This is a genomic window from Paraburkholderia sp. SG-MS1 (assembly GCF_012275575.1).
Taxonomy (GTDB): domain Bacteria; phylum Pseudomonadota; class Gammaproteobacteria; order Burkholderiales; family Burkholderiaceae; genus Paraburkholderia.
This window is the reverse complement of record NZ_NPIH01000282.1, coordinates 21,233-38,092: the sequence shown is the minus strand read 5'-3', so window position 1 is coordinate 38,092 and position 16,860 is coordinate 21,233. Positions and strand designations below refer to the sequence as shown.

The 16,860-nt window shown below is 60.5% G+C and carries 14 protein-coding genes and 1 tRNA gene; 6 read left to right on the top strand and 9 right to left on the bottom strand.

From position 1 onward, the window contains the following. Window positions 1-70 precede the first annotated feature (70 nt). Both pcaH and pcaG read left to right on the top strand, forming a co-directional pair. Entirely contained in the window at window positions 71-775 is a 705-nt protein-coding gene (gene pcaH / locus CIC12_RS30620; RefSeq protein WP_168669957.1) for a protocatechuate 3,4-dioxygenase subunit beta, read from the top strand. A gap of 3 nt (window positions 776-778) precedes the next feature. After that, a complete protein-coding gene (gene pcaG, locus CIC12_RS30615; protein WP_168669955.1) occupies window positions 779-1,366 on the top strand; it encodes a protocatechuate 3,4-dioxygenase subunit alpha in 588 nt (195 codons plus the stop codon). A 184-nt stretch (window positions 1,367-1,550) separates the two neighbouring features. On the opposite strand, the gene CIC12_RS30610 is transcribed toward pcaG, so the two are convergent. Further along, window positions 1,551-2,780 carry a serine hydrolase gene (locus CIC12_RS30610; RefSeq protein ID WP_168669952.1) on the bottom strand — a complete coding sequence of 410 codons (1,230 nt, stop codon included), beginning with the start codon at window positions 2,778-2,780 and terminating at the stop codon, window positions 1,551-1,553. A 153-nt stretch (window positions 2,781-2,933) separates the two neighbouring features. Then, window positions 2,934-3,173 carry an H-NS family nucleoid-associated regulatory protein gene (locus CIC12_RS30605; RefSeq protein WP_168669986.1) on the bottom strand — a complete coding sequence of 80 codons (240 nt, stop codon included), beginning with the start codon at window positions 3,171-3,173 and terminating at the stop codon, window positions 2,934-2,936. A gap of 259 nt (window positions 3,174-3,432) precedes the next feature. Between CIC12_RS30605 and CIC12_RS30600 the strand changes: the two genes are divergently transcribed. The 3 genes from CIC12_RS30600 (at window position 3,433) to CIC12_RS30590 (ending at window position 5,096) form a co-directional block, all read left to right on the top strand. Further along, window positions 3,433-4,068 (top strand): LysE family translocator, encoded by a 636-nt coding sequence (locus CIC12_RS30600; RefSeq protein ID WP_168669950.1) that lies wholly within the window; start codon window positions 3,433-3,435, stop codon window positions 4,066-4,068. 306 nt (window positions 4,069-4,374) lie between these two features. Then, complete coding sequence (locus CIC12_RS30595; RefSeq protein ID WP_121320308.1) at window positions 4,375-4,578, top strand: cold-shock protein; 204 nt, start codon at window positions 4,375-4,377, stop codon at window positions 4,576-4,578. Between the two features lie 293 nt (window positions 4,579-4,871). Continuing rightward, the gene (locus CIC12_RS30590; protein ID WP_168669942.1) at window positions 4,872-5,096 is read left to right on the top strand and encodes a hypothetical protein; all 225 of its coding nucleotides are present in this window, start codon (window positions 4,872-4,874) and stop codon (window positions 5,094-5,096) included. A 126-nt stretch (window positions 5,097-5,222) separates the two neighbouring features. Here CIC12_RS30590 and CIC12_RS30585 read toward each other — a convergent pair whose 3' ends face one another. Beyond that, window positions 5,223-6,854, bottom strand: a complete 1,632-nt coding sequence (locus tag CIC12_RS30585; RefSeq protein ID WP_168669940.1) for an acyl-CoA synthetase — start codon at window positions 6,852-6,854, stop codon at window positions 5,223-5,225. A gap of 306 nt (window positions 6,855-7,160) precedes the next feature. Next, window positions 7,161-7,268: a transposase gene (locus tag CIC12_RS33960; RefSeq protein ID WP_446728055.1), complete on the bottom strand. Its 108-nt coding sequence runs from the start codon at window positions 7,266-7,268 to the stop codon at window positions 7,161-7,163. 216 nt (window positions 7,269-7,484) lie between these two features. Between CIC12_RS33960 and CIC12_RS30575 the strand changes: the two genes are divergently transcribed. Then, window positions 7,485-8,615 carry a porin gene (locus CIC12_RS30575; RefSeq protein ID WP_168669936.1) on the top strand — a complete coding sequence of 377 codons (1,131 nt, stop codon included), beginning with the start codon at window positions 7,485-7,487 and terminating at the stop codon, window positions 8,613-8,615. A gap of 117 nt (window positions 8,616-8,732) precedes the next feature. Here the strand turns inward: CIC12_RS30575 and CIC12_RS30570 are convergent, their stop codons facing one another. The 5 genes from CIC12_RS30570 to CIC12_RS30550 form a co-directional block, all read right to left on the bottom strand. Beyond that, a complete protein-coding gene (locus CIC12_RS30570; protein ID WP_168669934.1) occupies window positions 8,733-9,896 on the bottom strand; it encodes a porin in 1,164 nt (387 codons plus the stop codon). A 1,735-nt stretch (window positions 9,897-11,631) separates the two neighbouring features. Next, a tRNA-Ile gene (locus CIC12_RS30565) sits at window positions 11,632-11,719 on the bottom strand. Between the two features lie 151 nt (window positions 11,720-11,870). Next, on the bottom strand, window positions 11,871-14,258 hold the full coding sequence (rpoD, locus tag CIC12_RS30560) for an RNA polymerase sigma factor RpoD (protein WP_168669931.1): 2,388 nt from the start codon (window positions 14,256-14,258) through the stop codon (window positions 11,871-11,873). A 92-nt stretch (window positions 14,259-14,350) separates the two neighbouring features. Beyond that, a complete protein-coding gene (dnaG, locus tag CIC12_RS30555) occupies window positions 14,351-16,219 on the bottom strand; it encodes a DNA primase (RefSeq protein ID WP_168669929.1) in 1,869 nt (622 codons plus the stop codon). A 78-nt stretch (window positions 16,220-16,297) separates the two neighbouring features. After that, entirely contained in the window at window positions 16,298-16,744 is a 447-nt protein-coding gene (locus tag CIC12_RS30550; RefSeq protein WP_168669927.1) for a GatB/YqeY domain-containing protein, read from the bottom strand. Between the last annotated feature and the right edge of the window lie 116 nt (window positions 16,745-16,860).

Sequence of the window (16,860 nt, the reverse complement as noted above, 5' to 3'; positions counted from 1 at the left end):
GCATAACCGCTCGGGTTGGATAAAGTCCCTCCATAACATCGGATCCCACAATTCCTCGAAGGAGACGCTCATGGAAGATTCCTTTCTCACTCCGCGCGATTTCGCGTCCCATCCCCAGTACATCTATTCCAACTACGGTTCGTCGACCAAGCGCGGCCCGACGCGTCAGTTGATTCCGCTGAAGGAACGGCTGCGCGACCAGCGCGTGCCGGTCTACGGTACTGATGACCTCGGCGCGCTCGATCACGACCTGACGCGCAACGCGGTGCGCAATGGCGAACCGCTCGGCGAGCGCATCATCGTGACGGGCCGGGTGCTCGACCAAGGCGGCCGCCCGGTGCGCAATACGCTGGTCGAAATCTGGCAAGCCAACGCAGCGGGCCGTTATGTGCACAAGGCCGATCAGCACGACGCGCCGCTCGACCCGAACTTCCTCGGCTCAGGTCGCTGCATTACCGACAACGAAGGCCGCTACCGCTTCCTGACGATCAAGCCGGGCGCGTATCCGTGGGGCAATCATCCGAATGCATGGCGCCCCCAGCATATCCACTTCTCGCTGTTCGGCGAGCACTTCGGCTCGCGTCTCGTCACGCAAATGTACTTCCCCGGTGACCCGCTGCTGGCCTTCGACCCAATTTATCAGGGCACGCCGGAGCACGCCCGCGAACGCATGATTTCGAGCTTCTCGCTCGACACGACGCAAGAGGCCTATGCACTCGGCTACGATTTCGACATCGTGCTGCGCGGCCCGAACGAAACCCCGATGGAGCGCTAAGCCATGACCACTCTGAAGCAAACGCCTTCGCAAACCGTTGGACCTTATTTCGCCTACGGTCTTTGCCCGCAGCAATACGACTTTGATTTCAAGAGCCTGTTCACACACGTTCTGGCCGACCGCGAAGCAGCCGGCGAGCACATCACGATCATCGGTCAGGTGTTCGACGGTGACGGCAAGGTGGTCGGCGATGCGATGGTCGAGATGTCGCAAGTGGACTCGAACGGCCGCTACCCGGAGTCACGTGAGGAAATCCAGAAGACCGGCTTTCGCGGCTTTGCGCGCGTCGGCACCGGTACGGACCCGCACAAGCGCTTTTTCGTGGAAACGGTGAAGCCGGGCCGCGCGAGTCCCGATGAAGCGCCGCACGTGAATGTGATCCTGACGATGCGCGGCATGCTGCTGCATACGTTCACGCGTATCTATTTCGAAGACGAAGCGCAGGCGAACGAGCGCGATGCCGTGCTGGCCACGGTTCCGGCGGACCGGCGCAACACGCTGATCGCGCGTCGCGAGCCCAATACGGCGAACGTGTACCGCTTCGACATTCACATGCAGGGCGACAAGGAAACGGTGTTCTTCGACCTGTGAAGTGAGCCGTGGCGGGGCCTGTGAACGGGCCTATGAAGGGGCCTGTGAAGCGCACATTTAACACTTTCAGATAGCTTTCACCTACACTGAACGTGATCCGGCTAGCGACTGGATCGCGAAACTCCAAGTAGTTTGAGCCCGCCTTGCGCGGGCTTTTTTTGTTTTGCGTATGCCGAAAAATGGCTCAGTGCAGTGAGCAGCGCAGCCAGCGGCCGATTCTGATTACATCGGCAATGTGGTCGTGCGCGCCGGGCGCGCCCAGCACGACGATGTCGACGGGCCGGCCGTGCACCATCATTCGCACGACCACGCAGTGTCCCGCCTCGTTGATGAAGCCGGTCTTCTGCAAGACGATGGATCTGTCTCCGCCTCTGACCAACGCATTGGAGTTGTGATAACTCAGTTGTGTCCGACCGCCGCCAGGGAAAACGATTTGCGCGCGATCGGTCGAATACGCGCGGATCAGCGGATATCGGCTGGCCGCCTCGACCAGCCGCGACAAGTCGCGCGCCGTCGAGACATTCTGCGGCGACAAACCCGTGCCATTGACGAACGACGTGCGCCACATGCCGAGCGCGCGCGCCTTCGCATTCATCGCGGCGACAAAGGCTGGCCGGCCCCCCGCATAGTCGCGGCTGAGTGCGGCCGCCGCACGGTTCTCCGACGACATCAGCGCGATGTGCAGCATGTCGTGGCGCGACAGATTTGAACCGACGCGCAGGCGCGAGCCCGTGAACTTGTCGAAATCCTGATCCTGCACCGTGACGTTGAGCGGCTTGCTCAGTGCATGCTTTGCATCGAGCGCGACGACCGCGGTCATCAGTTTGGATACCGAAGCAATCGGCATGACCTGGTCGGCCTGCTTTTCGGTGAGCACGGTATGCGTCCGTTCGTCGACGACATAGACGGCTCGCGCGCGAAGCAATGCGCGCGAACGGGGCGTATAGCCACAGCGAGCGAGGAGCTTCGGCCCGGCCTGCGCTGACGCGCGCGACGCCGACGGATGCCGCACGCTGTGCCGCGCCGCTCGCGCCACGGCCCGCTTCGCGTGGCGCATTCCCTTCGTCTTGCGCGCGGCCTGGCGGCGAGGTTTGGCGGTGAGCTTGCCGATGTGCACCGGCTGCCCGGCGCTCGTCGCGTGCTTGCGCTTGCGCGCGAGGCGACGCCGGCCCTTGCCGGTGGGGGGCTTTTGCGCTTTGCCCGGGGGTCGGGCTTTCGCCTTGGGCGTGTGCGGCACGGACCGCCCAGCTTGCCGGTTCATGCGAGCGGCGGAATACCTTGTCGTGGCAGAGGCCGCACCGAACGACCAGCCGATATTGAGCCACAGCAGAGCGAACACCACGCCGTAGCGCAGACACGCAAGGAAACAACGGGAGGGGAATGCAGATGAAGAAATTCGACGACCGTACGGCATGAAGCTTCCAGTTCTGTGCCGCGTGAGCCCGAATGGGATGGTCACGGAGTCGGCAACGACCCGCCCGATGTTAAGGCTAATCGCCCATGCGATCAACGGCCAAGGCGTACGCTGCCCGATAATCAGACGACGTGCGTGTGGCAAAAAATTGGGTTAACAGCGGAAGTGATCGATGTTCTGTCCAGCGTAGATCCCGCGTGCGAGCCAGTCCGGTTTATCTCCGTGACCGTCCCACGTGTTGCCGAAGGCATCGCGATACAGCACTGCCCGAACCGCGTTCGCGTCGGCTTCGAGCGCATCGGCGAGCGCTTCCATCGTAATGCCGTAATCATCTATGCGACGGCGGATCCGCTCGATCAAACGCTCGCGCGCATTCCCATCGAGGTCGAACAGCCGTTGTTCTACTGCTCTTTCATAATGTACCGATGTCGCAACTAATCATGCTCGTGTTACACAGACAACAACTCCGCAAAACAATGTGGAGTTTATGCGTGATTCAGACGGATAGCGTGCAATTCGAATGCACGCCAATGTCCCGATGTGTCGAATCCGCATCGGCCCAGGGACGCTCTAATAGCCGTCTATTCAAGAACAAAGCGCACAGTGTCATGCTATGTTTCATCAATTAACACCGCGCGCAGGAGACACGACAATGCCCGCCTCAACCGCCATCCTCACCATTCTCGCCGCGCTGCTGCTAGGCGCCATGAGCCCGGGACCGAGCTTCGTCATCGTCGCGCGCAATGCGATCGGGCTGTCGCGCGGCGACGGTCTCGCGACAGCGCTCGGCATGGGTATGGGTGGCGTGTTCTTCAGCGGCATCGCGTTGCTCGGCCTCTACACGTTGTTGGCCACCGTCGAATGGCTTTACGTCGGCCTGAAGATTGCCGGGGGCGTCTACCTGATCTATCTCGCGTCGAAAATCTGGCGCGGCGCGGCCAAGCCGCTCGCGTTCGATGCGGCGCAAGCCGCCTCCGGCAATCCACGTAAATCTTTCTGGATCGGCTTGAGCACGCAACTGAGCAATCCGAAAACAGCCGTCTACTACGGCAGTATCTTCGCGGCGCTGCTTCCGCAGCATCCGCCGCTGTGGTGCTACTTCGCGCTGCCGCCTGCGATCTTCGCAATCGAGGCCGGCTGGTACACGATCGTCGCGTTGTGTTTTTCGAGCAAACGGCCGCGCGAAATCTATCTGCAATGGAAGGCCTGGATCGATCGCATTGCCGCGAGCGCGGTGGCCGCGCTGGGATTGCGCCTGATTCTGAATGCACACAAAGTGGGCATCTGAGAGCGCCGCCGGCCATTCGAACTCCCCGAACGGTATGCCGCGTTGACGCGCGCGGCATAAGCGCAACCAAGGGCTCTACCGGCAGCCGCCACGTAACGGCCATTTACCCCTCGCAGAACAGTTACAAGTTATGTATTGACGCTGACACACCTGCGCGGTTATTGTTGCACCCGAAGTTCAAGAAGTTCGATTGCTGTTCATCAATGTCTCGCTCCCTCAGCGGTATTCGTTGTCCTCTCCCTCCTTGACGCTTCGCGCGCTCTTCATCAGAGCAAATTCTTCAATTTTTTTCCTCAAGGATTCTTTATGGATACCGGTATCGTTAAGTGGTTCAACGACAGCAAAGGCTTTGGCTTCATCACCCCGGACAAGGGCGGCGACGACCTGTTCGCGCATTTCTCGGAAATTCGCAGCGACGGCTTCAAGACGCTGGCTGAAAATCAGAAAGTGAGCTTCGAAACGAAGCAAGGCCCGAAGGGTCTGCAAGCGGCTAACATCAAGCCGCTGTAAGTTTGAAGGGCTCGGTGTCCGGCAACGGACATCGGGCTGCAGCGACACCCTCGCGGAGCTTTTGTCTCCCACAGTTGGCGCGATCGCTTTTTAGCTGCATTCGTTTTCGAGCAGCTTGCCTAAGCGCCAAACGCCTCGTTGCACCTCATTCTCCCCTCTGGCTTCAACGCCCATTTTTTCGCACCCCGACTGCGTCAGGATTCGGCTCGCAATGGCTTGAATCAGCTCGTCTGCGTAACTCGTATCACGGGTTCGTACGGCCGGCGCGCAATCGAACATCATTAAAATATAAAATGCAAAGCAAACATATTCATCATTACAACGGCTATGCCGTCCAACCCTCGGCGCATCGTTTGCCCGACGGCAGTTTTTCATCCAACCTGTTGCTCGAACGCGCCGAAAGCGCACGTACCGACGGGCGCTACCAGTTCTATTCTCTCGACTACTTCACGAGCGAAGAACAGGCTCTTCAGCACTCGGCACGCTGGGCGCATCATTGGGTCGACACGCGCGGTTGAGCGCACGGCTACGCTGCACGATGACATGCTGAAAGTGCATGTCTTGCGGGTGCGATCCAGCGCCCTTGGTGTCCGTAACCCCCGTAGCGGTCGGCGCGCGCTCCGGCACATTGCTCACACAGCGCGTTATTCGTCGCGCTCCGCTTTGACCCGCGCGCGCAGTTCGAACTTCTGAATTTTTCCCGTCGACGTCTTCGGCAATTCGCCGAAGCGCACTGCTTTCGGCAACTTGTAGCCGGCCAGAAACAATCGGCAGTGCGCGATGATCTCCTCTTCGGTCGCCTGAGCGCCTTCCTTCAGTTCGATGAACGCGCACGGCACCTCCCCCCACTTCGGATCGGCCATCGCCACCACGGCGGCGACCGACACTGCCGGGTGACGATACAACGCGTCCTCCACCTCGATGCTCGAGATGTTCTCGCCGCCTGAAATGATGATGTCCTTGCTGCGGTCGCGAATGCGGACATAACCGTCGGGCATCCGCACGCCGAGATCGCCCGTATGGAACCAGCCGCCGCGGAAGGTCGCTTCGGTCGCGCGTTCGTTCTTCAGATACCCCTTCATGCAGATGTTGCCGCGAAACATGATCTCGCCGAGCGTTTCGCCGTCGTCGGGAACCGGCGCAAGCGTGTCCGGATCGAGCACGCTCACCGCGGCCTGCAGGTGATAGCGCACGCCCTGCCGCGCATTCAGCTCAGCGCGGGCGCTGTCGTCGAGCGTTTCCCACGCTTGCTGCTTCGCACAGACTGCGGCGGGCCCATAGGTTTCGGTCAGCCCGTAGACGTGCGTCAGGTCGAAGCCGATCTCCTTCATCTTCGCGATCACCGCGGGCGCGGGAGCCGCGCCCGCCACCATCGTCGAGACGCGATGCGTAATTCCCTCACGCCATTCGGCCGGCGCATTGGCGAGCGCGCTCTGCACGATCGGCGCGCCGCAATAGTGGCTGATGCCTTCGCTGCGAATCAGGTCGAACACCGTCTTCGCGTCGAATTTGCGCAAGCAGACGTTCACGCCCGCCCGCGCGGCAACGGTCCAGGGAAAACACCAGCCGTTGCAGTGGAACATAGGCAAGGTCCACAGGTAGACCGCGTGCTTCGGCATGTCCCATTCGAGAATATTGCTGAGCGCATTCAGGTACGCGCCGCGATGGTGGTAGACCACGCCCTTCGGATCGCCGGTCGTGCCCGACGTGTAGTTCAGCGCGATGGCGTCCCATTCGTCGGCCGGCTGGATCAAGGCGAAAGCCGGGTCGCCGGCCTGCAGGAACGCTTCGTAGTCTGTCGCGCGGACGAATTGAGCGGCATCGGCGGGCATCGCGTCGGCCACACTGATCACTCGCAACGCAGGAAATTCCAGCGCCGCACGGCGCGCGAACTCGCCGTACTCCGTGTCGACGATCAACGCCCGCGCCTCGCCGTGGCGCAGCATGAACAGTAGCGACGACACATCGAGCCGCGTATTGAGCGTGTTGAGCACGGCGCCCGCCATCGGCACGCCGAAGTGCGCTTCCACCATCGGCGGGATGTTGGGCAGCAACACGGCGACCGTATCGCCGCGTTCGATGCCCGCCTGCCGCAGCGCGCTGGCCAGACGCCGCGCCCGCTCGAAAGTCTGGCGCCATGTGCGGCGAATCTCTCCATGGACGACCGCGGGCCGCTCACCGTAGACTTCCGCTGCGCGCACGATGAAATCGATGGGCGTCAGCGGGACATAGTTGGCCTCGCGCTGCTCGAGACCTTCTTCGAACATGTGCTTCATTGCGTCGTCTCCTGAGGGGCGGACCGCGCCACCGATTATTCTGATTGATGAGCTAGCCTGGCAAGTGCCATGGTGAACTGTCTGTCATTCAAATGACAGAATAGTGCGCCCGTGGCTTTTTCGAACCGACTTTTGCCACCGATGTGCGTGCCCCCATATGACGGCTTCTGCTTGTCGCCGCGCAGCGAATGCGCGATTCTGAACACTCTAGCTGAGCTCGGCGTCGCGCTTGCGTGCGACGCGCCGCTCCGGAATCGCATCGGTCTTGAACAGCGCAAACGCCACCGCATTCGGCACGCCCGCCCTTTACCAGCGCAGGTAATAGCGATGCGCGGTCTGATAAGGTACATAAGCCTCGGGCATCGTGCTCCACGGCTCTCGCGTATGCAGCACCCACATCACACTATTCAGCACCCGGCGGATAAACCGAAGCCCGTATTCGCAAAGTCAATTCCTGTCAGATCCGCCGGCGCAATCGCCAAAAAGCACAATACGTTATTGCGTCAAAGGGCCAATGGCGCGGCGCAGGTCGTGGTCTATCATCGGCGCGCCCGGCGCCCAGGCTATCTGCGCGCGCCGCGTTTGAACGAAGAATCCATAACCACCTATGCAGGAATTCCAGTGAGACAAATGAGACTCCTCAAGACCGCCGCACTCGTGGGCGGGGCTGCCCTCGCCGCGACGTCCGAACCGGCCCTGGCGCAAAGTTCGATCACGCTGTACGGCGTCGCCGATGTCAGCGTGCGGTATCTGACGAACTCCGACGCAAAGAATGACAGCCGCCTGTACATGACCAACGGCGCGATTACCAATAGCCGCTGGGGTCTGCGCGGCTCGGAGGACCTCGGCAGCGGCCTGAAGGCGATCTTCGACGTGGAAAGCGGCATCAACCTGCAGGACGGCTCTGCCTCGGACAGCCAGCGGATCTTCAACCGCAATGCGTACGTGGGCCTGAGCAGCCCGTACGGCACGGTGACGTTCGGCCGTCAGAAAACGCCGCTGTTCGACCTGCTCGGCGATACCTATGATCCGCTCACGGTCGGCAACTACGCCGAAAACTCGTGGCTGCCGGGCGCGCTCGGCGCGGGGCTCTATGCGGACAACGCCGTCAAATACACCGGCACGTACAAAGGCCTGACCTTGGCCGCGATGTACTCGTTCGGCACCAACTCGGAATCGACCGGAGAGGACGGCTTCTCGGGCCAGATACCGGGACATCTCGGCGCGGGCAATATGTACGGCTTCACTCTGTCGTATGCGGCCGGCCCTTTGAGCGTCGCGGCCGGCGTGCAACAGAACAGCGACAACAGCAATCACAAGCAGACCATCTTCAACGCTAACGCGGTCTATGCGTTCAGCTCCACGAAGGTGTACGTGGGTTATCTGCATTCGAAGGACGACACGGGCTTCGTCGACAGTGCGCTAGCGCAGCAGACGCTCGTGCCGGGTGTCGATATCGTCAAGGGATCGGGTCGCGTCGACAACGGCCCGTTCGCGGGCGTCACTTGGCAAGCCACGCCCGCGCTCACGCTGACCGGCGCGGCGTACTACGACCACATGTCCAATGCGGCGATCGGCAATGGTGAAGTGGGTAGCGGCTATCGCTATACGTTCGTCGCGCTGGCCGAATACGCGTTGTCCAAGCGCACCGAGGTGTATGGCACGGTCGATTTCGACAAGGTGTCGGGTGCCGCCGCGGTCGAACTACCCGGCCGCAGCAATCAGACCGGCGTTGCACTCGGTCTGCGCACGATTTTCTAAGGAGGCGGCGGGGTCCGCGAAGACCCCGCGAGGCGCGCGGCATTCGAATTGCCGCGCGCATAAAAAAAGGTGCCGCGAACGGCACCTTTCTGTACTACAACCAGCTTCTGCTGAAGCTTAGAAGCGGTGACGCAGACCGACCGTAGCAGCCGTCTGGTTCTTCGACGACGACGTCGGAACGGTGTTGTCGCCGCTGTAGATCGAAGCGACACCGCCGTCGCCCATTGCGTGCTGGTACACGGCTTGAGCGTAGACGTCCGTACGACGCGACAGCGAGTAGTCAGCCTGCAGGCCGATCTGGTGGTAACGGGTCTTCATGTCGTTGCCGTCAGCGTTTTCGCCGTAGCCACGTGCGTCCGTGAACGTGTATGCAACGCCCAGGCCCAGAGCCGGGGTCACGTTGTACTTGGCGTTGACTTCGTAGTTGTTCGAACGACCTTGACGCTGGCCAGCTGCTGCACCAACGAGGTTGTCGATACGCGACTGCGTGAACGCAGCACCGACCGTTGCCGGGCCGAATGCGTACGAAGCAGCTGCGCCGAACTGACGTTGACGGAATTGACCGTCGATCGTGCCAACCGTGTTCGCCACCACGCCGTCCGAAGCGCCGCCGTTGCTTGCCGTGCCTGCTGCATTCGTTGCGTTCGGGTTGTTCTGCTGTGCGTAAGCAGCGCCCAGGTGCAGGCCTTGCCACTGGTATGCAGCACCGATGCTGTACTGGCGGTTGTTGGCGAATGCGCCAGCCTGGTTCGAGAAGCCATACGTGCCGCCGAACGTGAAGCCAGCGTAGTTAGCGCTCGAGTACTTGATCGAGTTGTTGACCGACAGGCCGCCGTTCGTGTTCAGGTTGTCGTTGTTGAACGGGTGCGCGAAGTACGTGCCGCCCCAGCTGCCCGTTGCGGTCAGCGGTGCCAGGTAGTCTTGAGCTGCGTCGTATTGACGGCCCAGGGTAACCGTACCGAATTGCGCGCTCGACAGGCCGACGAATGCCTGACGGTTGAACATGCCGTTGTTGTTAGCGAAACGGCCGTTGTTGACGTTGAAGCCGCTTTCCAACGTGAAGATTGCCTTCAGACCGTTGCCCAGATCTTCCGAACCACGCAGACCGAACATGCTTTGGTTGATGCCGCCGCTGCCTGCTGCCCACTTGGAGTTGTGGTCAACGTTGCTGGTGTACGTCAGGCCCGCGTCCAACAGACCATACAGGGTCACGCTGCTTTGTGCGTGAGCGACGGATGCGAACGATGCGGCAACCGCAACGACGATGAGACTCTTTTTCATGTGGGACTCCAAGTTCGATAAATTTACGCGGGGAGCGGGACCTGCCTCGGCAGCGCATGCGTCGCCTGCGCTGCCGCCCTTTTGGCCGAACCGTTTGGATCAGCCGGGCACCCTTCAAACGAAGCGTGAGTGTAGGGGGACACCCTAGTAGCGGCGCGGGCAATTTACACAACAGGATTTTTCAGAATTCGCAACAATACTGACGGCAAGGGCATTAAGTCGTTGTTTTGCATGCGTTTATCGGAAGATATTCGGCGCCACGCATCTGCTCTGGCCAGAAGTTATTTGCAACCTCTCAATATTCGAAGTTGTGCATATGCAACACGTTTTAATACGCGTGACGTAATCGGGTCGGAACGATTAGGGATTGAAACTCCAAGTGCGCCGAAATAGGCAATTGTGCAAAGCGAAATTCTGCGCTCTCTGTAGATTTATTTTGGAAAACCGGGAACTTAATTGAGTTAATATTGTCGCCTTCTGACTAACAATTAGTCCCTTTATCATCAGCGGTGATTCATTTCATCAGTCGCATGAATTGTTTGTTCGGCAATGGGGCAGATGCCACCCGAGCCTGCATGCGTCCGCTGTCGACGAAATGAAAAAACCGCCTTCAGGCGGTTTCATCGGTTCCTCGTTATGCCGCCGCGCTTGTACGTCGTAGGTGGGTGCTCCGCTGAAGCGCATATACAAGAGGGATGCCCTCAGCACGGCGTTGCCCGGAGGTGAACTGCGGCGCCGACCGCCGCGTGACCCAGCACGTGCCGAAAGCGGACGGCGAACATCTAACGGCCTTCCTTAGTCTTTTAACGGACAAGCCAGTCCCTTTTTTCACGCGGAGTTTCCCTAATTCCCAGCGAACTGGAGCGTATAGCCGAGATTTCCCACGGCGCCCGAATGGGCTCGTTGTCTCGCCGCTCCTCGCACTCCGCGCAGCATGATCTCGCGCTCGTCAACGCGGGCTGTAGAAATTGCTTCGGCTCCCGACGAAAGTTTCAACGTCCAACCGCGACGACGGTTCGCACAATGCATGGCGAACCAGCGTGCTGGCAACGGTTATGGGCGCTCCACCCTGTTGGAACGCGACTCCAGGTCAACGGGTTCCGTCAGGAACGGTTCCAATCCAAACAGCCAGGCAAAGCAGAAGGTAACGCGCGCCAACGCGCTGAGGTGTAGCGCGTTGTCCCCGGCGTCGTCGAGTGGCATCGCTAGCGGTGGTTGAGCCGGGGCCAGGTCAGTAGCGGTGTGGTCGGATCGCATGATGATTCTCGTTATAGTGATACTGCTGGAAGCCGACCTTCAGCAAGCGACGTGCCACTCCCGCGCAACGAACTTGGGACCGTTTACATCGAGATTGCCAACCCATCGCCTGCCCGTCTGTGCGGTAGGCCGCCAAGGCAAGAAGGAGCGTCGGGGCGATCGCGCGGAATTCCGCCAACCAGAGATGGGATTCGGGTAGTTTTGAGTGGCGTGTGCTGGGAGAAAAAGGCGGTATTGATCGGACCTCCATTCGGCCCATTAATCGACCTCAAACACGCAAGACGAAAGTGAAAGCGCTTTTTGCCAGTTCACGAGACCGAATGACACCCGCACGTCTGAGCGGCACCGACATTAGTTTCGAAATACATCAAATAAAATCAGTAACGCGGCGCAAGCCTCGATCGCCAAAGCGCTTCAATCATCCCGGGCGGCGCAAACAAAAAGGGTTCCGAATACTCGGAACCCTTTCTTCAAGCTTTGGTGGGCCGGGTGGGATTCGAACCCACGGTGGGATTTCTCCGGTGGATTATGAGTCCACTGCCTGCAACCAACACGGCGTCCAGCCCAAGAAAAAGACCCGGTCGTGAAGGCCGGGCCCATTCGCTGGTTGGCCGACATACTACACGAAAAAGGGACCTCCGCAACCGCTTCGCCTGAGCGAAACAACCGGGAGGCCCCTTCAAGCGCAGCTTTATCCGCCGCCAACACCTGCTTCGGTCAGTTCCCTTCGAGGAATGACTTCAACTTGTCCGAGCGGCTCGGGTGACGCAGCTTGCGCAACGCCTTGGCTTCGATCTGACGGATCCGTTCACGCGTCACGTCGAACTGCTTGCCGACTTCTTCGAGCGTGTGATCAGTGCTCATCTCGATACCGAAACGCATACGCAGCACTTTCGCTTCGCGCGGCGTCAGCGAGTCGAGCACGTCCTTCACGACATCGCGCATGCTGGCATGCAGCGCGGCGTCGGCCGGCGCAACCGTGTTGTTATCCTCGATGAAGTCGCCCAGATGCGAATCGTCGTCGTCACCGATCGGCGTTTCCATCGAGATCGGCTCCTTCGCGATCTTCATGATCTTGCGGATCTTGTCTTCCGGCATTTCCATCTTCTCGGCCAGCGTTGCCGGATCCGGTTCGAGGCCGGTTTCCTGCAGAATCTGACGCGAGATGCGGTTCATCTTGTTGATCGTTTCGATCATGTGCACTGGAATCCGGATCGTCCGCGCCTGGTCGGCGATCGAGCGCGTAATGGCCTGGCGAATCCACCACGTTGCATACGTGGAGAACTTGTAGCCGCGACGATATTCGAACTTGTCCACCGCCTTCATCAGGCCGATGTTGCCTTCCTGAATCAGGTCGAGGAACTGCAGACCACGGTTCGTGTACTTCTTCGCAATCGAGATCACGAGACGCAGATTCGCCTCGGTCATTTCACGCTTCGCCTGCCGCGCCTTCAGTTCGCCGGCCGCCATCTGACGGTTGGTTTCCTTCAGGTCCTTCAGCGGCAGCACGACACGCGCCTGCAGGTCCAACAGACGTTGCTGCTGTTCGCGGATCGCCGGAATATTACGCGTGAGGATCGCGCTATACGCGTGACCTTCGCCGACGATCTTGTCCGCCCACTCGAGATCCGTTTCGCTGCCCGGGAAACGCGCGATGAATTCCGCACGCGGCATGCCGCACTTGTCGACCACCGTGTGCAGGATCTGGCGCTCGACCTGACGCACTTCGTCTACTTGCGCGCGCAGCGTGTCGCACAGACGCTCGACCGTACGCGCGGTGAAGCGAATCGTCATCAGTTCGTTCTGGATCGTTTCCTGCGCCTTCAGGTACGACTTGGACTTGTAGCCTTCCTTCTCGAACGCTCGGCGCATCTTGTCGAACCATTCGCTGATCATCGCGAATTTTTCGAGCGACGCACGCTTGAGCGCTTCCATTTGCGCCGCGTTGGCCGTGGCTTGCGCGGTGCCGTCGTCTTCTTCCTCGTCCTCGTCGCTTTCTTCCTCGGCTTCCTCGTCTTCGCTCTCGATCGCTTCCGCCTCCTGCGCGGAGAAGCCGTCGGCGTCTTCCGCGTTGGCGTCGATCAGACCGTCGACCAGTTCGTCGATACGAATCTCTTCATTCGCGACGCGCTCGGCCATCGCGAGGATGTCGGCGATCGTGGTCGGGCACGCGGAGATGGCCATCACCATGTGCTTCAGACCGTCCTCGATCCGCTTCGCGATTTCGATTTCGCCTTCACGCGTGAGCAACTCGACGGTACCCATTTCTCGCATGTACATGCGCACGGGGTCCGTGGTGCGGCCGAATTCGGAGTCGACGGTGGACAGCGCGACTTCCGCTTCCTCTTCCACTTCGTCGTCGGACGAAGCGGCGGGCGCGTTGTCGTTCAGCAGCAGCGTTTCAGCGTCGGGGGCCTGCTCGTAGACCGCCACGCCCATGTCGTTGAACGTGCTGATGATGCCTTCGATCGCCTCGGTCTCGGTGAAGTTGTCAGGGAGGTGGTCGTTGATTTCCGCATACGTGAGAAAGCCGCGTTCCTTGCCGAGCTTGATCAGCGCGCGCAGTTTGGAGCGGCGCTCCTCGATCTCCTCCACCGTGCCAGGCTGCGACGATGCAAATGCATCTTTCAGAAGCGCTTTTTCCTTGGCACGACGGTCGCGAGCCTTGACCTTTTCGACCTTGCCCGGTGCGGCGGCAGGGGTTTCTTCGGTCTGGGTTGCATCGTCATCGACGGGTACTTCGTTCAGCTTTTTCGTCATGGAGTTCGCCGTACCGGCTGTAGTCTCGACTCGCGGCTGGTGGACAACAGCCGGTAGAACCGTGGATACTGAAGTCTCGCGCACTACCGCATCGTCCTGCGCGGCAGCCGCTTCCCTTGCGCTTCTGACACCCGGCTGCGTGGCAGCCGGCACAGCTTTCGTCCCTCTGACCGGATCCGCTCGGGCAGCGGAAGCGACCGAGGATTTCTTCCCGGCAGCCGGTGCAACACTGACAGCAGACGTTTTCCTGGCGGAAGAAACTAACTTGGCCTCGGTGACCTTTCTGGTCGGCTCCTTTGAGCGTGTACCGGTTGTCGCCTGATTTCCGCCTGTAGTCTTTGCCATCGCATCGCCTTTTCGCCTTTGCTAGGAAAACCCTTGAAAAACAAACCGCTAGGAACCTTTAATTATACCACCCAAGGTTTCCGCCCTTTCCCTCACAGACCTAGCTGACGCTTCATATCAGCCCGCTTCCGATTCAATTCGGAAAGCTCCGCAAACTCCTCCGGCGTGTGCCGGGATTGTCGTGAAAGCTGCTCCAGACGGTCGCAATACGCGTCGTATCGCATCTTGAGGATCGCCGCTTTCAGTTCCTCGCCCACGATCCGCTCCTGCTCGCGCCGTTCCTCGATGACAGTCGCGTCCTGAGGGTCTTTCAGCAGCAAATCCCGGACATTTTCATCATAGTCTAGAATTTTGCGAAAGATTTCCTCGAAAGTTGGGGCGTTTGCGCCGTTTCGCAATAGGTCGGACAACAACTGAAACTCCGCCGAATCGCCTAGCGCACGTGCGTGCGTCGTCACTTCCTCGAACAGTTCGCCGTGCCGGGTCACGCTCAGCAGCGCCTGCTCGGCGTCCTCGTCGAGCACCGCCACCGTGCGCGGATACATCACGAGATTGCGCAGTGTCTTTTCTTCGATCCCAGTCACGCTGCGCCGGTCCTTGCGGGCCGGCGCGAGGCGCGCCGCAGCTGCGATCCGCGAATCGACCTCGCAGAGCGCCGCCACCTCGTCGAACGGCACGTCGAGGCGGTCGGCAAACATATGCATGATCTGCGCACGCAACGCGTTGGCCGGCAGGGCCTGCAGCAGCGGTTTGGCGTCGAACAGCGCGCGCGCCCGGCCTTCCGGCTGATCCAGTTCCTTGCCCGTCAGCACTTCGTTGAGCATGAACTGCGAGAGCGGCATCGCGCGCTCGACTTGCTCGGCAAACGCCTCAGTGCCGAATTCACGCACGTAGCTATCCGGATCGTGCTCGGAGGGCAGAAACAGGAACCGGATCGTTCGGTTGTCCGCCGCGTGTGGGAGGCAGGCGTCCAGCGCCCGGCGAGCGGCGCGCCGCCCTGCCGAATCGCCGTCGAAACTGAAAATGACCGTATCGGTCTGGCGCATCAGTTTCTGCACATGAACCGGCGTGCAAGCCGTGCCGAGCGTCGCGACCGCGTTCTGAAACCCCAATTGGGCCAGCGCGACCACGTCCATATAGCCTTCCACCACCAGCACGTAGTGCTGTTCGCGAATTGCCAGACGCGCTTCGAACAGCCCATACAGCTCGCTGCCCTTGTTAAATAGAGGCGTTTCGGGGGAATTCAAATATTTCGGTTCGCCACCATCCAACACGCGGCCGCCGAAGCCGATCACCTGCCCCTTCACGTTGCGTATCGGGAACATGATCCGCTCGCGAAAGCGGTCGTAGCGGCGGTTCTGCCCCTGTGCGTCGGACTTTTCGCTGACGATCACGAGGCCCGACTCCACCAGCGCGTCGTCGCGATAATTGGGGAAGGCCGCTTCGAGATTCTGCCAGCCGTCTGGTGCGTAGCCGAGACCGAAGCGCGCGGCGATTTCGCCGGTCAGCCCGCGCTTTTTCAGGTACTGGATAGCACCCGGCGCGCCACGCAACTGCTTGCGGTAGAAGTCGCAAGCGGTCTGCATGACATCGGAGAGCGCCGTCGTGACGGCTTTGGACGCCGCCGGCGCGTAGCCGCCGGCGCCGCCCCCGCCGTATCCCGGCGACGGCTCGTTCGGCACGGTCAAGCCCACCGATTGCGCCAGATCGTTGACCGCCTCCGGAAACGAGGAGCCCACATGTTCCATCAGGAAGCCGATGGCCGTCCCGTGCGCGCCGCAGCCGAAGCAGTGATAAAACTGTTTAGTCGGACTAACCGTAAACGAGGGGCTTTTCTCGTTGTGAAACGGGCACAGCCCCATGAAGTTCGCGCCGCCCTTTTTCAGCTGCACATACCGGCCGACCACGTCGACGATATCAACGCGGTTGAGCAGGTCCTGCAGGAATGACGGTGGAATCACAGTAAATGACGCTACCTGAAGAGCTCAACGCTGCGCGCGGCGTCGGACGACGACGCGCGCAGGCCGGACAAACTCAAATTACTTCGCGAGCGCGGCTTTGACTTGCGCCGACACCGCGGTCATATCGGCGCGACCGGCCAGCTTCGGCTTGAGCACGCCCATGACCTTGCCCATGTCCTGCGGGCCGGCGGCGCCGGTCTGGGCGACTGCGGCCTGGATCTCGGCAATGATTTCCGCCTCGGACATCTGCTCCGGCATGTAGGCGGACAGAATTTCCAGCTCGGCCTTTTCCTTGTCAGCCAGATCTGTGCGGCCTGCGGCCTCGAACTGGCTGATAGAGTCCTTGCGCTGCTTGATCATCTTGTCGACGACCGCGGTGATCGCGGCGTCGTCGAGCGTGACGCGCTCATCGACTTCGCGCTGCTTGACGGCGGCGAGCAGCAGGCGGATCGTGCCGAGACGCTCGGTCTCACGCGCCCGCATTGCAGCTTTCATGTCGTCGTTGATCCGGTCCTTGAGACTCATCACTCACCTGAATGCGTTGAAAGTTGAAAAGCGGCGGGATCGACTGCATCAACACGAATACCCGCTTGGGGACTGCTTCCTCAAGCGGGTTGGCGCAATGTGCGTAGTGGATGCGA